This window comes from Rhodopirellula islandica (assembly GCF_001027925.1).
GTDB lineage: Bacteria > Planctomycetota > Planctomycetia > Pirellulales > Pirellulaceae > Rhodopirellula > Rhodopirellula islandica.
Genome location: NZ_LECT01000054.1, coordinates 163,355 through 180,865 on the forward strand (window position 1 = coordinate 163,355; position 17,511 = coordinate 180,865).

A 17,511-nucleotide genomic window follows, 5' to 3' on the forward strand; every position below is an offset into this window, starting at 1 on the left:
CCGTTGAAGCGGCCGCCAGGGCTCACTCTTCCGGCGTGTCGCGGCGGAAGACCGCCACGATGTCATCCACGGGAACCACGAACAGCTGATTGTCGTGTTCCAAATCCACCGGGATCGCATTCTTGGGGTGGAACAGGATTTTGTCGTACTGGCGCAGGGGCAACTCCTCGTCGTTTTCGACCACGGTGCTGATCGTCACGATGCGTCCCGTGATCGTTGGGATCTCGGCTGCATCGGGAAGCGCGATCCCGCCTCGGGTTTCTCGCTTGGGCTCGTCTTTTCGAACAAGCACCCGATCACCGATCGGCTCCACGTATTCAAATACTTTGGGCGCGGTTTTCTTTTTTGCCATGTCTGTTTCTTAAGAGCACATTCAGATGGATCGTGTGGGAGTTCGCGATGAATCCCTTGGTCGTCGCGATGGACCGTCGCCGCGACGCGATTGTTTCTCAGGCCGATTGCGAACGAGCCTTAGCGGCCGTCCACCTTGGTGAAAATCATTTTGCCAGCGTTGGTCTGCAGCGTGCTGGTCACCCGCACATCAATCTCTTGCCCGATCTTGTGGCGGCCACCTTCGACGACAACCATCGTGCCATCGTCCAAGTAACCAATGCCTTGCTCAGGCCCTTCGCCGGGTTTGATGATCCGCAATCGGAACGACTCATCAGGCAAGAACACCGGCCGCAACGAATTGCTGATCTCATTGAGGTTGATGACCGGCACGCCTTGGACCTTGGCGACTTTGTTCAAGTTGTAGTCACCCGTGACGACTTTGCCTTCCAGGTGCTTGGCCAACAGGACTAACTTCAAGTCAACCGTTTGCCCCGCCAGTTCTGGCAATTCGCGATCAAAGATCTGCAGGTCCACATTCTCGTCAGCACGCAAACGGTTGAGCACGTCCAGACCGCGTCGACCACGCGTGCGACGCAGTTTGTCACTGCTGTCCGCAATCGCCTGCAATTCGCTCAGGGCAAACCGCGGCATGATCAGTTGGTTGTCGAAAACTCCCGTGGCGACCAAATCGGCGATTCGGCCGTCGATGACCACACTGGTGTCCAGCACCAATGGTTTGAAACCTTTGACTTCACGGACAAATTCCACATAAGGAATGAGAAACCGAAAGTCATCCTTGGTCTGCAACAGCACGGACGTGCAGACATAGCACAGCACCAAACCGACGACCAATTGGAACACTCGCAGGTTGCTGGTCATCTCGATCAACGGCGCCGCGGCGATCGTCAGGATGAACGTCAGCAGAACACCGATCAGAACCCCAAAGTAAACCGAGGTGATCGTGTCGATCCGTTTTCGCGGGACATAGATGTCCAGCACCACAATCCCCACAGCCAGTCCCATGATGGCGACAAACGTCAACCACGGCACTGCCTCTGACCCGCCGCTGGGCAGGGAGGTGTTGATGATTGCTGAAACGCCTCCGGCGCACAGCAAAAAGATGAATCGCAGGACAATCAGTGCCATGGTGTGTGCGACGTTGGTCAAAACGCCGCTTCAGCAAAAACGGGGGACGGAAAGAGAGGCTTCAGTGTAGATGCTACCGCTGGAACGCCCAGGGGGTTCGTTTGAACCGTAAAACACGGCGTTTTGCGTCAGAAAGCCGACAAAAAGTGGCCTCCGACAATGCAAACAGGCCGGTGGGAGGCAGCTTATCGGACGGTGGAGTCGCCAAGCCCTGTCGGTTTGATCCCCCAGTCGGAGCACCAGCAGGCGACATTCGCGGCTCACCAGTCGGACAGAGGGCCGTTCTTGGATTGTTGCAGCACCAAGAATTGTTGATCGCAGAATCGATCCGTCATCCCCGCCAGGTACTCCCCGACCACCCGCTCTTTGGGTTTGTGCTCCAGTCGACGGCGAAAACGCATCGGCAATCGTTCAGGGTTTCGCCTCAGGGCAGCGAACAAGGTGTGCACTCGATCGGCGGCAGCTTCGCGGACCGGCATCAACCGAGCATGCCGATAAACCGCCTCAAACAAGAAACTCTCCAACTCGGCACGTTCGGACGCCATGGTTGGTGAATGCCCGACACGAATTCCGGCTTGGCACGCGGCGTCGGCGGACAGGCCTTCGATGTTCTGCAGACGCTCGATCGAAACATGCAGCAAATCGCCGACTTGCAAGTCAATCAGCTCGTGCACCAGCAATTGCCGCAGCGGGCCGACCGGCAACTGCCCTGCCTTCTCGCGGACGCGTTGCAGTGTTCGGCGGACGATGGCCAGTTCCGACAACGCATCAATTGACAGCAATCCCATTTGCAGGGCGTCGTCGATGTCGTGAGCGTCGTAGGCGATGGAGTCCGCCGCATCCACAATCTGGACTTCCAACAACGGTGCAATGCCGACGGCGGCCTCTGCTTTGTGCGCCCTGGTGTCCTGGCCGGCCAGAGTCTCCTGGGACAGGTTCAGCCCGCGAAACGCGTGATAACGTTGTTCCAACTCTTGAACGATCGTCAGTGCGAATTGGTTGTGTGAGAATCCGCCAACCGAACGCATGCACTCGGACAGCACATCCTCACCGCAATGACCAAAGGGTGGGTGCCCAATGTCATGCATCAGCGCGAGCGCCTCAGTCAGATCTTCATTCAATCGCAGCACACGCGCCAACGTCCTGGCCACCGAGGCAACTTCAAACGTGTGAGTCAGGCGGGTTCGGTGGTAGGTGCCCATCTCTCCCGTGAACACCTGCATTTTGCCCGACAACCGCCGAAACGCGCTGCTGTGCAAAATGCGATCTCGGTCGCGACCGTAGGGGCCGCGGTAAGCGTGCGGTTCCTCGGGATGGATTCGCCCCGCCGTGTCGGAACTGTGCATCGCGTAGGACGCCAGCAACAAGTGTTCACGGTCAGCGAAACGGCGAAGATCGATCATCGGACCGGCTAATGACATGAGACGTCGTTCCATCAATGCCGACGGGTGCCGGCGAGTAAATTCAGTGAATCAGCAAACAGCGGATTCTCGGTCGACACCTCCATCATCAGATGCCGGGCAACGGCAGGATCCACTTCCACCCTGATAGCATGCAGCACGAAATGCGCCGTGAAGCCACTCGCCGCCACAATCATTCAATGAAATTCAAATCCACCGCCCAAACGGCCACTGGCCAGAACTGGTGCTGAAGCGGCGACGATCAGGTGCCTCAGACCGCCCCGCAGCCAGTTTCTGGTTCAACGGAACCCTCCGGAGTGACCTGCGACCCGTTCAGAGTAGCTTTTCACGCGAAATTCTCCCATAGCACCTGGCAGGATCCGTCCCCACCGACGTGAGTCAAACTGCCACCCCAGCACGAAGGAGCCCTGTTTTGTAGCGTTTTCAACGCGAAATTGGTCCGGGGGACTTTGGTGTGGCTCTGCGGGTAGGGTGTGTCTGTTCATGGTCGCGGTTGCCGTGCCAAAACATCGGAATAGACTGACGCCTGCCGAATCGATGCGGTCCCTCCAAACGATTCCCGCGTCTTTTTCTGCCCCATCGTCACAATCGGCATCCCACCTCTCCTTGATTGACAGCATGACTGACCCCACCCTCGGCTCCGAATCCCCCCTTCCCGCGGCTGTCTCCGCGTCGACCGCGGCCCCGATCACCAATCGATTCCGCCCGGCCAAAGTCATCATGGCCCTGCCGGCCTACAACGAAGAGCAGTCCCTGCCAGAATTGCTGGAACGAATCGGCGAAGCCTTCGCAGACAGTGGACTGCCCTATGAAGTCGTCATTGTCGATGATGGCAGCAAGGACGACACCGCGAAGATCGCCTCGCAGATGTCATTTCAGATGCCGATTCACTTGGTGCGGCACGAGGTCAATCAAGGGCTCGGCGTCACCATTCGCGACGGTCTGAAAGAAGCCGTTGACCGTGCCGGTGAGCGAGACATCATCGTCACCATGGACGCTGACAACACTCACCCACCGGGATTGATCAACCGCATGGTGCAGTCGGTCCACGAAGGCTGCGACTGCGTGATCGCCTCCCGATTTCAAAATGGTTCGCGAGTCGTGGGCGTGCCGATTGAGCGTCACTTCCTCAGCATCGGGGCGCGCGTTTTGTTCACGGTGTTGTTTCCAACCCGTGGTGTTCGCGATTACACGTCCGGATACCGAGCCTACCGAGCATCGGCACTGCGAGATGCGTTTGAGTACTACGGCGACGACTTCGTTGGCGAGACCGGCTTTTCGTGCATGGCGGACATCTTGCTGAAGCTTCGCAAACAAGGCTGCGTGTTTGGCGAATCGCCCCTGCGTTTGCGATACGACCAAAAGGGTGGCGACAGCAAAATGCAAGTCTTCAAGACCATTTGGTTGACGCTCAAGATGTTGGGCCGGCACCGCGTCAAGGGAGCCTGATTGATGTCGGTTGCTCCCCCGTCCAATCCGACCTCCGACGTGGCTTCCTCGGCTGCCATCCCATCCCATCACAACCACGACGGAACCCCCGGCAGCCGCTGGTTGGTCATCGGTGGCGGTGTGATGGGGTTGCAAGTCGCTCGTGACCTCGTCGATCGTGGACAAAAAGTCACGATTGCCGAAGCTGCGCCCACGTTTGGTGGGCTCACGAGTGCCTGGAATCTGGGCGACGTGATCTGGGATCGCTTCTATCACGTCACGCTGCTCAGCGACACCAAACTGCGAGACCTCCTGACCGACCTGGGGCTGGAATCGCAGATGGACTGGGTGGAAACCAAGACGGGGTTCTATTCGGACGGCCAACTGATTTCGATGAGCAACACGGCGGAGTTTCTGAAATTCCCGCCGCTGAATTTGATTCAAAAACTGCGGCTCGGCGGCACCATCTTCTACGCCTCGAAAATCAAAAACTGGCGTCGACTCGAAAAACTGTCCGTTGAAAAGTGGCTGCGGCGTTGGTCCGGCAAAGGTGTCTTTGAAAAGATCTGGCAACCTCTTTTACAAGCCAAGCTGGGCGAAGCCTACAAGCAAACCTCCGCGGCCTTCATTTGGGCTCACACCGCTCGGATGTACAAAGCCCGCCGCAGCGGCATGAAGACCGAAATGTTCGGCTATGTTCCCGGTGGCTACGCAACAATTTTGGACAAGTGGGTTGGCTGGCTGAAAGAACGCGGCGCCGAAACGCTGGTGTCGTCGCCTGCTCGACGAGTCACCAAACTCGACAGCGGTGAGTTCGAAGTCGACTTCGGCGATGGGCGCGTGCAAAACTTCGACAATGTTGTTTCCACCATCGCGTCGCCCGTCATCGCTGACACGGTGCCGCAACTGTCCGACGACGAAAAGCAAAAGCACCGTGGGATTCGGTACCTCGGTGTGGTTTGCGCCTCGATGCTGATGAAGAAACCGATCAGCGAGTACTACGTGACGAACATCACCGACACGTGGGTTCCATTGACCGCCGTGATCGAAATGTCGACGATCGTGAACTCCGAAAAGCAACTGGGCGGCAATCATTTGGTCTATCTGCCCAAGTACTTGCCCGACGACCACGAAGGGTTGAACGAGTCCGACGAGGACTATCAAGAAAAATGCTTGTCGACGCTTGAGAAGATGTACGACCATTTTTCTCGCGATCAAGTCCTGGATTTCAAGATCGCTCGCGCCAAGTATGTCGCGGCGCTTGCCACGATCGATTACTCCACACGCCTGCCCGACATTGTGACCAGCGTTCCAGGCTTCTACGCTTTGAACTCCGCTCACATCGTCAAAGGCAATTTGAACGTCAACGAGACCATCACGCTCGGCGAAGAAAAGTTCTCCGACGAAGTCTGGCCCGACTACCAACGTCGCGTTGCGAAGTGAATTGCGTTCCAAAGTGACTTGATCGCCATGCCCCACGCCGCTCCTCCTCGACTGCTCGGCGTGTTGCTTGCCGGCGGGCTTTCCTCGCGAATGGGGACGCCGAAGGCTTTGTTGCCGCATCCAAGCGGGGGAACATTTCTGACCCACAGTCTCCAGCGTTTGCAATCAGTTTGTGCGGATGAGGTGGTGGTCAGCTTGGCCTCGGAGGACCATCGAGAACAACTTCGATTGCCATCCTCCGTTCCCGCTTTGTTTGATGCCCAACCTGCCATGGGACCAGCGATGGGGGTGTGGGTTGCCCTGCAACACGCGGCGTCCAACGGCGACGACGGCTGCTTGTTCACGCCCGTGGATCTGCCCAATTTGCTGGTTGATGATCTGTTGACCTTGGTTCGCGCCTGGCGGGAATCGCCTCGACAAATCGTCCTAGCCCAACAAGAGGATCCGGAACGCCTGCAACCGTTGGTGGGCATCTATCCCGTTGGCTGCGTCCAACAGATCCAACGTGTTGTCGAATCCGATCACCGCAGCCTGTATCGTAGCCTTCGTTCGAACGATCACCGGACCGTTGCGATTTCGCGAGAACGACTTCGCAACGTCAACACGCCCGCTGACTTGGGCCCTCCTTTCGACAACACCTGATTGAACCAACATGAACGCCGCCTCCCCTTTCGCGTTCGACTCACCCGACCAAGCCATCCAGGCTCTCTCTCAGCGAATCACTGCGACGGACATCGAGAGCGTGGACTTCGGATCGTCGCTTGCCTCCCTGCAATCGATTCATCGCCGCATCCTGGCGGAACCCATCTTGGCGGACCGAGACAGCCCCGCCGCCAATGTCTCTGCGATGGACGGGTACGCGATCTACGAATCCGATTTGAAACGTGACGGCGTCATCGAGGTGACCGGCGAGAGCGTCCCTGGTTCGCCACCTCCTTCGCGTTCGGACTCTGGCGTCATCCGGATCTTCACCGGAGCAATCGTCCCCGAAGGTTGCGACCGAGTCATCCAGCGAGAGCACACCGAAGAACTGGCAGGCACATCGGCGGACGATTCCAACTCACGGGGCCCAAACTCACGGGGCCAAATTCGCTGGACCGAACGAGCCCGCTCGATTCCCCCGGGAGCCAACATTCGCTGCCAGGGCGAAAATCTGACGGCAGGATCCGTTGCCATTCCCGCAGGCCTGGAACTCACCTCGCCACGCCTGGCTGCGTTGACCAACTTTGGTGTTCACCAATTGCAGGTCCACCGCCCGGTTCGTGTCGCCGTGCTGACGACCGGCGACGAATTGGCATCCGCCTCATCGAAAAACGAAACGCCGCTTCCGCCTTGGAAGATTCGCAACAGCAACGCGTCGGCGCTGATCGGCTTGCTGGCCAATCAACCTTGGATCGATTGCGTGTCGCCGATGCATGCGGTCGACAAACCAAGCGTTCTCCGAGCGTCTGTGCTGCAGGCGATCGAGCATCACGACGTGGTACTGATGACCGGTGGGGTCTCGATGGGCGACTACGACTATGTGCCTCGGATATTGCAAGAAGTCGGCGCCGAGATAGTCTTTCACAAACTTCCGCTGCGTCCTGGCAAACCGATCTTGGGTGCGATTCAGAGCAGCCCAACCGGGGCCACGTTGATCCTGGGCCTGCCCGGCAACCCCGTCAGCGCCACGATGGGCGCCCGCCGTTTCGCGATGCCGCTGATTCGCAAATTCGCCGGCCTACGCGACTGGGCCGAATGCCCGCCTCACGTGATGCTCGACGAAGTCGGCGACAAGACTCTGCCGCTGCACTGGATGCGAGGTGTCCGGATGATCCAGCCCGGTGTGGCGGAACTCGTGCTCGGCAAGGGATCTGGTGACTTGGCGACGCTCGCCCTGACCGATGGCTTCATTGAGATGCCACCCCATGCGAATGCGCCGGGACCCTGGCCTTACTTCGCCTGGTGATTCATTCCGTTGAGCAGGTCGGCTGGAATGATCAAGCACAACCACGTGAGCCGTTTGGGCGTTAGCCTGGGCTGTGCGTGAAAACCGTGGCGAACGCCAACGGCTCACATACCCGATGACACCTGCGTACCTGCTTAGCGTTCGCAATCCCAAAGAAAAACGCCCGAGCACCGGAATGCTCGAGCGTTTTTGAATGGGATCTTCGAAGCGAAAATCAGGCGAACTGGTAGCCTTCTTCGCCGTGGTCCGAAATGTCCAAGCCGCGTTGCTCGCTTTCGGCGGGAACTCGCAAACCGATGAAGATGTCGATCAGCTTGAGAAGAATCAAACTTCCCAGCCCGGCGAACACGTAGGTGACCAGCACAGCCACGATTTGGCCGATGACCAACGTGAAGTCGCCGCCCGATTCAATCAATCCGATTGGCACACCGTCGCTGACGTCCCAGGCCGCGCGAGTTGCGAAAACTCCGGTCAAGATCGCACCGAGGGTTCCGCCCACGCCGTGAACACCAAACGCGTCCAACGCGTCGTCGTAACGAAGTTTGTGCTTGAGCGTCGAGCACGCCCAGTAACAGATCCCGCCCGCCAAAGCACCCATGAGCAAGGCTGGCATGGGCTGAACGAATCCAGCGGCAGGAGTGATGCAAACCAATCCCGCGACCGCACCACTGCTGGCACCGAGGACGGTTGGTTTTCCGAGCACCAGCCATTCCAATGTCACCCAGGCAACGGCGCCGGCCGCGGCCGAAAAGTGGGTCACCGCAAACGCGCTGGCGGTCAAGTCATCCGATGCGAGTTCACTGCCCGCGTTGAAACCGAACCATCCCACCCACAACATCGCCGCACCCAGTGCGGTGTAGGTCAGGTTGTGCGGTTGTAAAGGTTCGCGTGGGTAACCCATCCGAGGACCGATCAACAAAGCCGCGACCAAGGCCGAGATCCCACTGCTGATGTGCACGACCGTGCCGCCGGCAAAGTCCAGTGCTCCGCCCGCCAAGGCTTTGTCACCCGCGAAGTACGAGAGTGGTCCTTCGTCCCAAACCCAGTGGGTCAGCGGGCAATAAATGAAGGTTCCCCACAGGATCGAAAAGATCACCATCGCGCTGAATTTCATCCGCTCGGCAAACGCACCGCAAATCAGTGCGGGCGTGATGATGAAGAACATGCCTTGGAACAACATGTGAGTCAGGCGGGTCATCGAGCCTTCCATCGGTGTGATGGCTTTGCCCAAGTCATCGTCCCAGTACCGCTGGACGCCGTTCATGAACAAGTACTCGGTGTTGCCGAACCAACCGCCGGATCCACCGAATGCGAATGAGTAGCCGTACAACGCCCACAGCACCGTCATCATTCCCATCAAGAAGATGCACTGCATCATCACGCTGAGCACGTTCTTGCGCCGCACCAAACCGCCATAAAACATGGCCAGTCCCGGTGCGGTCATGAACAACACCAAGGCACAGCAAACCAGCATCCAGCCGTTGTGACCGGCCAGCAGGGCCTCATCGACTCCCGCTTGCAGGCTTTCCAGCGTGGGGGCTTCGGATTCGTCGGCTGCTTCCGCTTCCGCCGCGGGAACCTCCGATTGAGTGGGTGGATTTTCAGGTGTCGAGGGCTCCGTGCCCGAGGTTTGCGCCACCTCGTCCTGTGCCAGCAGACTGGAGGCCGGCAAGCCGGCCAGCGGCACGCCAAGGGTGCACGTGAGCAAACAAACGACAACTAACACGCGTGACAACATTCCGGGGAGTCTCCAGTGACAAGTCGATGGGGAGGATGGACCATGACACACCAGTTTGCGTTCCAGCGGCCTGTGGGGAGGGCCACACGCTTGCGTTGCAATGGAGTCACTGCTCGAGTTCAATTCTCAAGAGCAAGCAGACCGCACTCGACGCAATCGACACGTGCGTTCATCATGATTTCCGGTAGAATACGGTGACGGTCCGACCCGGGACACCCTGCCCCGCACTGCAAAGGTGTCATCCTGACCTCAACCATGCCCTTTCGCGGCCCTCCCACCCATCCTGTGGCCCCATGCGTTTTGTTTCGTTGATTCACCAAAGCACGAAAATTGCTGGTTTTGGGTTGCTCCTGGCGCTCTTTCCGACCGTTCAAGCGGCCCCACCTGAGGGGATTGCTGCTCAAATTGAAAGCTTGTCCAGCGATTCCTATTTGCGACGCGAGAACGCTACGGAGGCCTTGCTCAAGGCCGGCCCGGTCGCGATCGAGCCTTTGTTGCAGGTCCTCGAGCGGGGCGACTTGGAAACCACCCAGCGAGCGATCGGCATTTTGCAATCGATCGCGATGGCTCGCCCGATTCTCGAAGGCGAATCCGATCGTCCCCAATTGGCTCAACCTGATCCCAACGAACCCGATGCGTGGGAAACGTTGCTGACTCTGTCCACGATGGGCGGCAGTCGCGGTGAGCGAGCCACCATGGCGGTGGAGGAAATCACCCAAGTTCGACGGGCACAGACCATTCAAACGCTGTCGATGCAGGGAGCGATGATCGGTGTCAAAGAATTTGTCTACAACGCGACCACCAATCTGCAACGCATTGTCGAGATCACGGAGGGCTACACCGGTGATGATTCGCTGTTGGAACTGCTTCGCTGGATCGACAAGGTCGAGTTCGCTCGCATCGAAGGGGCCGCGATTCGGCAAAGCGTGCTGAAGGGCGTGATCCAAATGCCGGACCTGAAGACGCTGTCGTTGCTGTACGGCGAGATCGATCTCGAAACGATGAAGGTCATCGGTGATTTGGATTCGATCGATCACTTGGAATTCCGTTATGTCCCGCTCAATGACGAATTGATCGATGCGATTGCGAAGCTACCGATTCGCATTTCGCTGACCCTCAATGGCACCGATCTCTCAACCGAGCGAGTCGACGCCTTGCGGCAAGCCCTGCCGGGGTTGAACATCGAATTCAAACGCGGCGGCTTCTTGGGGGTCCGCTGCAACGATTCCTTCAATGAATGCATCATTCAAAGTGTCGTCGAGGGCAGCGGCGCCGAGGTTGCAGGCCTGCTCCCCAGCGACGTGATCATTCAAGCCAACGGCGAACCCATTCGTAAATTCGCGGACCTGCAAGCCGTCATCAACACGCGAGACCCCGGGCAAACCATTCGCATCGGATATCGACGCCGTAACGTCGAGTATGAAACCGACGCGAAACTTGGCAAACTGACTGAGCCCAACTGATGCATCATCCTGCCATCGACTTTGGGTCCGACGGGTTTCCAGGTCCGTCCAACGTCATTGGCACCGACGCAATTGGAAGTCCGTCGTGCCATCGTCCAACCCAAAAGTTGTGTGTGGCGGATGCACTTGCCTGCCACTGACGAATTGTTCTCGCCCGCCTTTCAACGCCTCACCTTCATCCAGCACCATCGACACCGAAGTCCCGCAGATCGATTCTGGCAATTGGCGTGATTCCAACTGGCGGTCTCGAGTGCGCAAGCGGCTGCTGACCTGGTTCTCAGAAAATGCACGCGACCTGCCCTGGCGACGTGACCACTCGCCGTACCGGGTTTGGATCAGCGAGATCATGTGCCAGCAAACTCAGGTGGCCACCGTGCTGCCCTACTTCGAGCGGTTCCTCAGCACCTACCCCACCATTCGTGATTTGGCCAACGCTGACGAGAACCAATTGATGCGGATGTGGGAAGGACTGGGGTACTACCGCCGGGCCAGGTCGTTGCATGCGTCGGCGAAAAAGATGGCGGCGGAACACGAAGGGGAGTTCCCCGATTCGTTTGAAGACGTGTTGGCGCTTCCCGGGATTGGACGCTACACCGCGGGAGCCATCCTGTCGATTTCTCGCAATGAAGCCTTCCCCATTTTGGAAGGCAACACCCAGCGAGTTTTCAGCCGCTGGATCGGACTGACCACGCCGCCAACGGAAAAGATCGCTCAGACGCGATTGTGGGAATTGTCGGACAAGATGCTGCCACGGAAAAAGGCTGGCGATCGGACCAACGGCCCGGCAGGATTCAACCAAGCCGCGATGGAATTGGGGGCACTGATCTGCTCGCCCAAGGCGCCCAAATGCGACGTGTGCCCCGTCGCGACAATGTGCCACGCCAACCAATTGGGACTGCAAGCAGAAATCCCTGGCAAGATCAGCAAGGTTCAATACGAGTCACGCACGGAAATCGCCGTCGTGATTTCACAGGCTGAAAAGTACTTGGTTCGCACCATCCCCGAGGGCGTCCGGTTCGCCGGGATGATTGATTTCCCACGTGCTGGACCACCAGAAGCCGAGGACGTGATCGGCATGGAATCGTGGTTGGCCGAGCATCTCGGTGGCGACGTGACGATCGGAATGCGTTTGAAAACCATCAAACACGCGGTCACTCGCTATCGAATGACGCTGCACATTCACCTCGCCGATTTGGCTGGGCCGAATGCAGGCGACAACTCCGACGAGGAACACGGGCCGCTACCGGAGCCTTGGCGTTGGGCCTCGATTGACGAGCTGGCCGACATGCCGATGTCCGTGACCGGACGCAAAATCGTCCGGTTGCTGGACCGTCCCCAGCGGTCTCTTTTTTCAGAGATCTGAGTCGCGAGGCCAGGGTTGGCAAATGCGGTTCCGCATCGAGATTCGAATCGCGTCGAATCGGTCTGATTTCAGTCACACCTGCTGGCAGAGATGCTAAAATGATGTTCCTGCCTTCAGGCGAGAAAACGACGTGTTTTGTGCCGCCTTCTGATCGATTCCTCCGCCGCGACGGACGCGAGGGGAATGAGACCGGCGCTGTCCGCCCGATCCTTCGTTTCAACGATGCCTTCCTACAAATCTTGATTTCACCATGACCATTCAGCGCATTTTGATGTGTGCCGCGGCGACCTTGGTTGCCACCAGCCCCACTGTTTTTGCCGCGGAAACCGTTTCGCTTGGCGACCCAACCCTGACGGCCGGAATCCCTGGCGAAGGCCCACTGACGTTGGAACAAGCCCAACGTTTCATGGCCGACTCGAAAAACCACGCCGAACTGGATGTCGCGCTCCCCAAGGGCCTCGATGCCGCCGCGGGAAACATTTACATCCCAGAAGACAATCCGATGACGCGGGCCAAGATTGAGCTGGGCCGTCAGTTGTATTTCGATCCGCGTTTGTCAGCCGACGGCACGATTTCCTGTGCCACTTGCCACGCCGCCGAAACCGGCTGGGGTGCCCCCACTCAATTCGGCGTGGGCATCCGCGGCCTCACCGGAAACCGCAACTCACCGGTCTCGTTCAATCGCATTCTCAGCAAGCATCAATTCCATGATGGACGCGCCGCTTCGTTGGAAGAGCAAGCCGTGGGACCCATCGCCAACCCCATCGAAATGGGCAACACACACGATGTCTGCGTGAAGACGCTCGCCGACAACGCCATTTACAAGGCACAGTTTGACAAGGTCTTCGATGACGGCGTGACGATCGACAACGTTGGCAAGGCACTTGCAACGTTTGAACGTGCCATCGTGACGGGGCCGGCTCCTTACGATTACTACGCCCCGTTGTCGGCGTTTGAAAAGACGTTTGCGGAGGACCTGGAATACCTCGACGAAGAACCCGAATTGGCCGAGCAATACGCGAAGCTCCAGGCAGAGGCCGCCAAGAATCCGATGACCGAATCATCGATTCGCGGCATGGAACTGACGTTCGGCAAAGCCAACTGCACCGCTTGTCACGCGGGTGCCAACTTCACCGATGAACAGTTCCACAACTTGGGTGTGGGCATGGAAACGGAAAAACCTGACCTGGGCCGATTTGAAATCACCAAGGACGACAAAGATCGTGGTGCGTTCAAAACCCCCACGATGCGAAACGTCGCCGACTCCGGTCCCTACATGCACGACGGCAGCCAAGAGACACTGGAAGAAGTCATTGAGTGGTACAACAAGGGTGGCCACGCCAACCCGTACCTCAGCGACAAGATGAAGCCGCTGAACCTGACCGAGCAAGAGAAAGCGGACTTGGTCGAGTTCATGCGTCAGGGTCTGCAGAGCGATTTCCCTGTCATCGAGCCGGGACGCTTGCCAGCCGACGGCTGATCCGCGAGCCAACAACCTGTCGCTCGGTGGTCTCCACCGAGAAAGAGGTCGTGCAGTTTCGAATTCTTGTTCCCAGGCTCTGCCTGGGAACACACTGTCTTGGAGGCTCCGCCTCCCGATTCTGTCTCAGCAGGCGGGGCCTTCTCAACAGGCGGGGTCTGCAGTGCATTGCGTTCCCAGGCCGAGCCTGGGAACGAGAAAAAGCCTCATTCGCTTCGCTCCACCTTCCCGGAGGGAGGATGATGGTCAATGCCTGGCAACACGAGACTTGAATGCCGCAGGGCCTCGCAACAGGGCGGGGGCCGCCGTGCGACACCGCAGTCCGCCGCGTTTTGTTCGAAGGTCTCGGGCGAGACCTGGACGAGGTCGACTCTCGCGGCACCACCTTGGATTGGCGGAGCGATCCAGGACTCTTACAGGATGTCTTCGGCGGCCTTGTTTCGCCGGCGAGCGACTCCGGTCTCCACCGCGGCTTTCGCGACCGCCTGGGCGACCACCTTTGCCACCCGGCGATCAAACACGCTGGGGATCACGTAATCGTCCAACAGATCGGACTCAGGAATGGTTGCCGCGATGGCTTCCGCGGCAGCCAATTTCATCTCGTTGTTGATCGTTGTCGCGCGAACGTCCAGCACCCCGCGGAACAACCCGGGGAAGCACAGCACGTTGTTGATCTGGTTGGGGAAATCACTGCGCCCCGTTGCCATGATCCGAACGTGTGGGGCCGCGTTGGCAGGCAAAATTTCAGGATCAGGGTTGGCGAGAGCGAACACGATCGGGTCCTTGCCCATGTTGGCCACGTCTTCGGTTTGCAGAACGTTCGGCGCCGAAACGCCAACGAACACATCGGCTCCCAAAATCACTTCAGAAAGCTTGCCGGATGCACCGCGAGGGTTGGTGTTGTCCGCGATCCATTGCTTGGAATCATCGGGCTGGCTGGGTTCGCCGGCGTGGATCGCTCCTTCGCGATCGCAGACGACGATGTCTTTCGCTCCAGAGATCAGCAGCAACTTGACAATCGCGGTTCCGGCCGCACCAGCGCCGTTGACCACGATCCGGACATCCGCAAGTGTTTTCCCGACGCGAAGCAAGCTGTTTTTCAATCCCGCCAACACCACGATCGCCGTGCCGTGTTGATCGTCGTGGAAGACCGGGATTTCCAGTTCTTTGTCCAATCGTTGCTCGATCTCAATGCACCGTGGCGCGGAGATGTCTTCCAAGTTGATGCCGCCAAAGGTCGGTGCCAATTGTCGAACCGTCTCGATGATGGCTTCGGTGTCCTGGGTGTCCAAGCAAATTGGAAACGCGTCGACGTTCGCGAACTCTTTGAACAGCATCGCTTTGCCTTCCATGACTGGCATGGCAGCGCGGGGGCCGATGTTGCCCAGTCCCAGCACCGCCGAGCCGTCGCTGACGACCGCCACGGTGTTGTGGCGAATGGTCAGTGCGAAGGACGAATCGGGATCTTCCGCGATCGCGTTGCAAACCCGAGCGACGCCGGGCGTGTAAGCCATCGACAAATCGTCCCGAGTCTTGATTGGCATCTTGGGCAAGACTTCGATTTTTCCGCCGAGGTGCATCAGGAACACTCGGTCGGAGGTGTGCACGACCTCGACCTCTTCCACTGTTCGCAGGTGCTCGACAATTCGTTTGCCGTGATCGACGTCGCGAGCGTTGACCGTGAAGTCACGCGAGATTTTTCCGCCGCGAATATTGACGATGTCGACCGCCCCAATGGCTCCATCCGCTTCGCCGATTGCCGTGGTGATCTTGCCCATCGCGCCAGGCGAATCGGAATAACGCAAACGGATCGTGATGGCGTAAGACGGGCTGTGTTGGTTCATCGTGGCGAGTCACCCTTCAATGGCTGGGGCGTCGGTGGTCAGAATTAGGAGAGCCGACCTTGTACCACGTCACCGCAATCACGTCATTGCCAGAGAATTGCACCCGAGCAATGACACACTGAAAAATCGCCGGGTTTGGGCCGAGGGCGAAGACGCCACCCGGCCGGCAACCCAGGCATCCGAGGCTCGCCTTGGCACTCAAGTCTCGTAGCTGATCTTGCCGTGCCGCTGTGAGCGACTGATTTTGTCCATGCTATAGAGTCCTGCCAACACAAACTCCACACACGAGGCTCGCATCGCTTCGTTTTCACTGGCGTTGACCTCAAACGCTCGGTCCCAGGCCGGCGGGACATGCTGCAAACGCTCCGCGTACTCGCTGCTGGGCAGCATCGTTCCCACCTCCACGCGCACGCCGCCGCGGAAGATCTCTGCGATTTCTGCCAGCCCGTGTTCCTCGATGTACTCGGCGAAAACGGTGTGAATTGCTTCCGCAATCACCGAATCGATCACTTGCTTTTCAGACATTTGATGCGTGCCCATCAAATCCAATTCCAGCTTGCCGAGGCTGCTCGCGTAGAGATGCCCGAGGTCACTGATTCGAGGCACCGCGGGGTTCTCGCCGTGCACAATCCCGCGTTGGCGAGCCGAGGCCACGATCGTCCGAAAGTTCGCCAATGAGAACCGCGCCGAAACACCCGAGGCTTGGTCGATGTACTTGCTCTGCCGGGCCTGGTGGGTGATTTCTTCGATGATCTGGTACATGAACAGCGGCACATGCACCGGGTAATCTCCACCCAAATCGTCGCCGACTTCCTGCTGCAGGATCTCGATCCCCTGCGTCCGCTCGCTGGGGTAATGGGTCTGGACGATGGTCCCGATGCGGTCCTTGAGTTGCGGGATGACTTTCCCCGATCGGTTATAAGTCGAGGGGTTGGCCGAGAACAAAATCATCACGTCCAAGTCAAACCGGATCGGGTAACCGCGGATTTGCACATCGCGTTCTTCGAGGATGTTGAACAGGCCGACCTGGACCAAATCATCCAGTTCGGGCAGCTCGTTCATCGCGAAAATTCCGCGGTGCATCCGTGGGATCAAACCAAACGACAGGGCTTCTTCGGCACTCATGCTGACGCCACCGGTTAACTTGGCCGGATCAATTTCGCCGATGATGTCGGCGAATTTCGTGCCCGGGGACAAGCGTTCCGCGTAACGTTCCTTGCGGTGCCACCATCCGATCGGGATGTCCTCGGGGGAGCGATCGGCGACCAGACGCTTGCCCAGCGAAGTGATCGGGTTCAGCGGATCCTCATGAATCGGCAAATCGGGGTGATCGATGTAGGGAACCCAGGGATCTAGGAATTGCACCAACTGCCGCATGATCCGGCTTTTGGCTTGCCCCTTTTCGCCCATGAACAACATGTCGTGACCGGCCAGCAGCGCCAGGCTGATTTCTGGGATGACCGTGTCTTCGTATCCGATGATTCCTGGAAACAGCTCCTCTCGCTGAGCCAACATTCGAGAGAAATTGTCTCGAATCTCGTGCTTGACCGTTTTGGAAGACCATCCGCTGTCGATCAATTGCTTCAAATCGCGGGCTTCGGGGGCATCCATCGTGATTTTCTCGGGACTTGGCACAGGGCTGGTCACGTGTGGGCTCGGGGGAAAAAGGCGTCGGTGCTGGGAAGCAACTTCTGGGGCGTGAATCCTATCTGATTCAATCGTATGCAACCGGGGAGGGCCTTGGTTCGGACATCTCGGAGGAATCAGAGACTCTTTCCGAATTGGTGCAAACCAACCACCCCGTGACCCGAATGGAGCAAAAGGCCATTGAAAGCGGGACTTTTGGGTCCAGGACGCGTTGACGAAACCCACGTCCGATGCTTATCTTTCGCGGTTTGAAATTC

General features: G+C 58.3%; 15 protein-coding genes. 7 read left to right on the forward strand and 8 right to left on the reverse strand.

Features of this window, described 5'->3' with window-relative positions; all coding sequences use genetic code 11:
• Positions 1–22: 22 nt before the first annotated feature.
• The 4 genes from RISK_RS26585 to RISK_RS32385 all read right to left on the reverse strand — a co-directional run bounded on the left by RISK_RS26585 (position 23) and on the right by RISK_RS32385 (position 3,076).
• Positions 23–352 (reverse strand): co-chaperone GroES, encoded by a 330-nt coding sequence (locus RISK_RS26585; protein ID WP_047817353.1) that lies wholly within the window; start codon positions 350–352, stop codon positions 23–25.
• 119 nt (positions 353–471) lie between these two features.
• Entirely contained in the window at positions 472–1,479 is a 1,008-nt protein-coding gene (locus tag RISK_RS26590) for a PIN/TRAM domain-containing protein (protein WP_047817449.1), read from the reverse strand.
• A 260-nt stretch (positions 1,480–1,739) separates the two neighbouring features.
• Complete coding sequence (gene dgt / locus RISK_RS26595; protein ID WP_047817450.1) at positions 1,740–2,882, reverse strand: dGTP triphosphohydrolase; 1,143 nt, start codon at positions 2,880–2,882, stop codon at positions 1,740–1,742.
• Positions 2,883–2,914: 32 nt separating this feature from the next.
• Positions 2,915–3,076: a hypothetical protein gene (locus RISK_RS32385; protein ID WP_160311512.1), complete on the reverse strand. Its 162-nt coding sequence runs from the start codon at positions 3,074–3,076 to the stop codon at positions 2,915–2,917.
• Positions 3,077–3,518: 442 nt separating this feature from the next.
• On the opposite strand from RISK_RS32385, the gene RISK_RS26605 reads away from it, so the two are divergent.
• From RISK_RS26605 to RISK_RS26620, 4 genes are read left to right on the forward strand one after another with little or no spacing between them, the layout of a single operon-like run.
• Positions 3,519–4,349, forward strand: coding sequence for a glycosyltransferase (locus RISK_RS26605; protein ID WP_236696743.1), 831 nt, complete (start codon positions 3,519–3,521; stop codon positions 4,347–4,349).
• A gap of 3 nt (positions 4,350–4,352) precedes the next feature.
• Positions 4,353–5,771, forward strand: a complete 1,419-nt coding sequence (locus RISK_RS26610) for an NAD(P)/FAD-dependent oxidoreductase (protein ID WP_047817356.1) — start codon at positions 4,353–4,355, stop codon at positions 5,769–5,771.
• 27 nt (positions 5,772–5,798) lie between these two features.
• On the forward strand, positions 5,799–6,413 hold the full coding sequence (locus RISK_RS26615) for a molybdenum cofactor guanylyltransferase (protein WP_047817357.1): 615 nt from the start codon (positions 5,799–5,801) through the stop codon (positions 6,411–6,413).
• Positions 6,414–6,423: 10 nt separating this feature from the next.
• Entirely contained in the window at positions 6,424–7,719 is a 1,296-nt protein-coding gene (locus tag RISK_RS26620) for a molybdopterin molybdotransferase MoeA (protein WP_047817358.1), read from the forward strand.
• Positions 7,720–7,933: 214 nt separating this feature from the next.
• On the opposite strand, the gene RISK_RS26625 is transcribed toward RISK_RS26620, so the two are convergent.
• Positions 7,934–9,457 (reverse strand): ammonium transporter, encoded by a 1,524-nt coding sequence (locus tag RISK_RS26625; RefSeq protein ID WP_047817359.1) that lies wholly within the window; start codon positions 9,455–9,457, stop codon positions 7,934–7,936.
• Positions 9,458–9,870: 413 nt separating this feature from the next.
• On the opposite strand from RISK_RS26625, the gene RISK_RS26630 reads away from it, so the two are divergent.
• The gene (locus RISK_RS26630; protein WP_236696744.1) at positions 9,871–10,920 is read left to right on the forward strand and encodes a PDZ domain-containing protein; all 1,050 of its coding nucleotides are present in this window, start codon (positions 9,871–9,873) and stop codon (positions 10,918–10,920) included.
• Between the two features lie 54 nt (positions 10,921–10,974).
• Here RISK_RS26630 and RISK_RS32755 read toward each other — a convergent pair whose 3' ends face one another.
• Positions 10,975–11,268 carry a hypothetical protein gene (locus RISK_RS32755; RefSeq protein ID WP_173442733.1) on the reverse strand — a complete coding sequence of 98 codons (294 nt, stop codon included), beginning with the start codon at positions 11,266–11,268 and terminating at the stop codon, positions 10,975–10,977.
• On the opposite strand from RISK_RS32755, the gene mutY reads away from it, so the two are divergent.
• Both mutY and RISK_RS26645 read left to right on the forward strand, forming a co-directional pair.
• On the forward strand, positions 11,171–12,283 hold the full coding sequence (gene mutY / locus RISK_RS26640; RefSeq protein ID WP_047817362.1) for an A/G-specific adenine glycosylase: 1,113 nt from the start codon (positions 11,171–11,173) through the stop codon (positions 12,281–12,283). The two genes, RISK_RS32755 and mutY, sit on opposite strands and share 98 nt — an antisense overlap.
• A 250-nt stretch (positions 12,284–12,533) precedes the next feature.
• Positions 12,534–13,763, forward strand: coding sequence for a cytochrome-c peroxidase (locus tag RISK_RS26645; RefSeq protein WP_083435192.1), 1,230 nt, complete (start codon positions 12,534–12,536; stop codon positions 13,761–13,763).
• A 413-nt stretch (positions 13,764–14,176) separates the two neighbouring features.
• Here the strand turns inward: RISK_RS26645 and RISK_RS26650 are convergent, their stop codons facing one another.
• Positions 14,177–15,607 (reverse strand): malic enzyme-like NAD(P)-binding protein, encoded by a 1,431-nt coding sequence (locus tag RISK_RS26650; protein ID WP_047817363.1) that lies wholly within the window; start codon positions 15,605–15,607, stop codon positions 14,177–14,179.
• Between the two features lie 198 nt (positions 15,608–15,805).
• Positions 15,806–17,218, reverse strand: coding sequence for a magnesium chelatase (locus tag RISK_RS26655; RefSeq protein WP_173442738.1), 1,413 nt, complete (start codon positions 17,216–17,218; stop codon positions 15,806–15,808).
• Between the last annotated feature and the right edge of the window lie 293 nt (positions 17,219–17,511).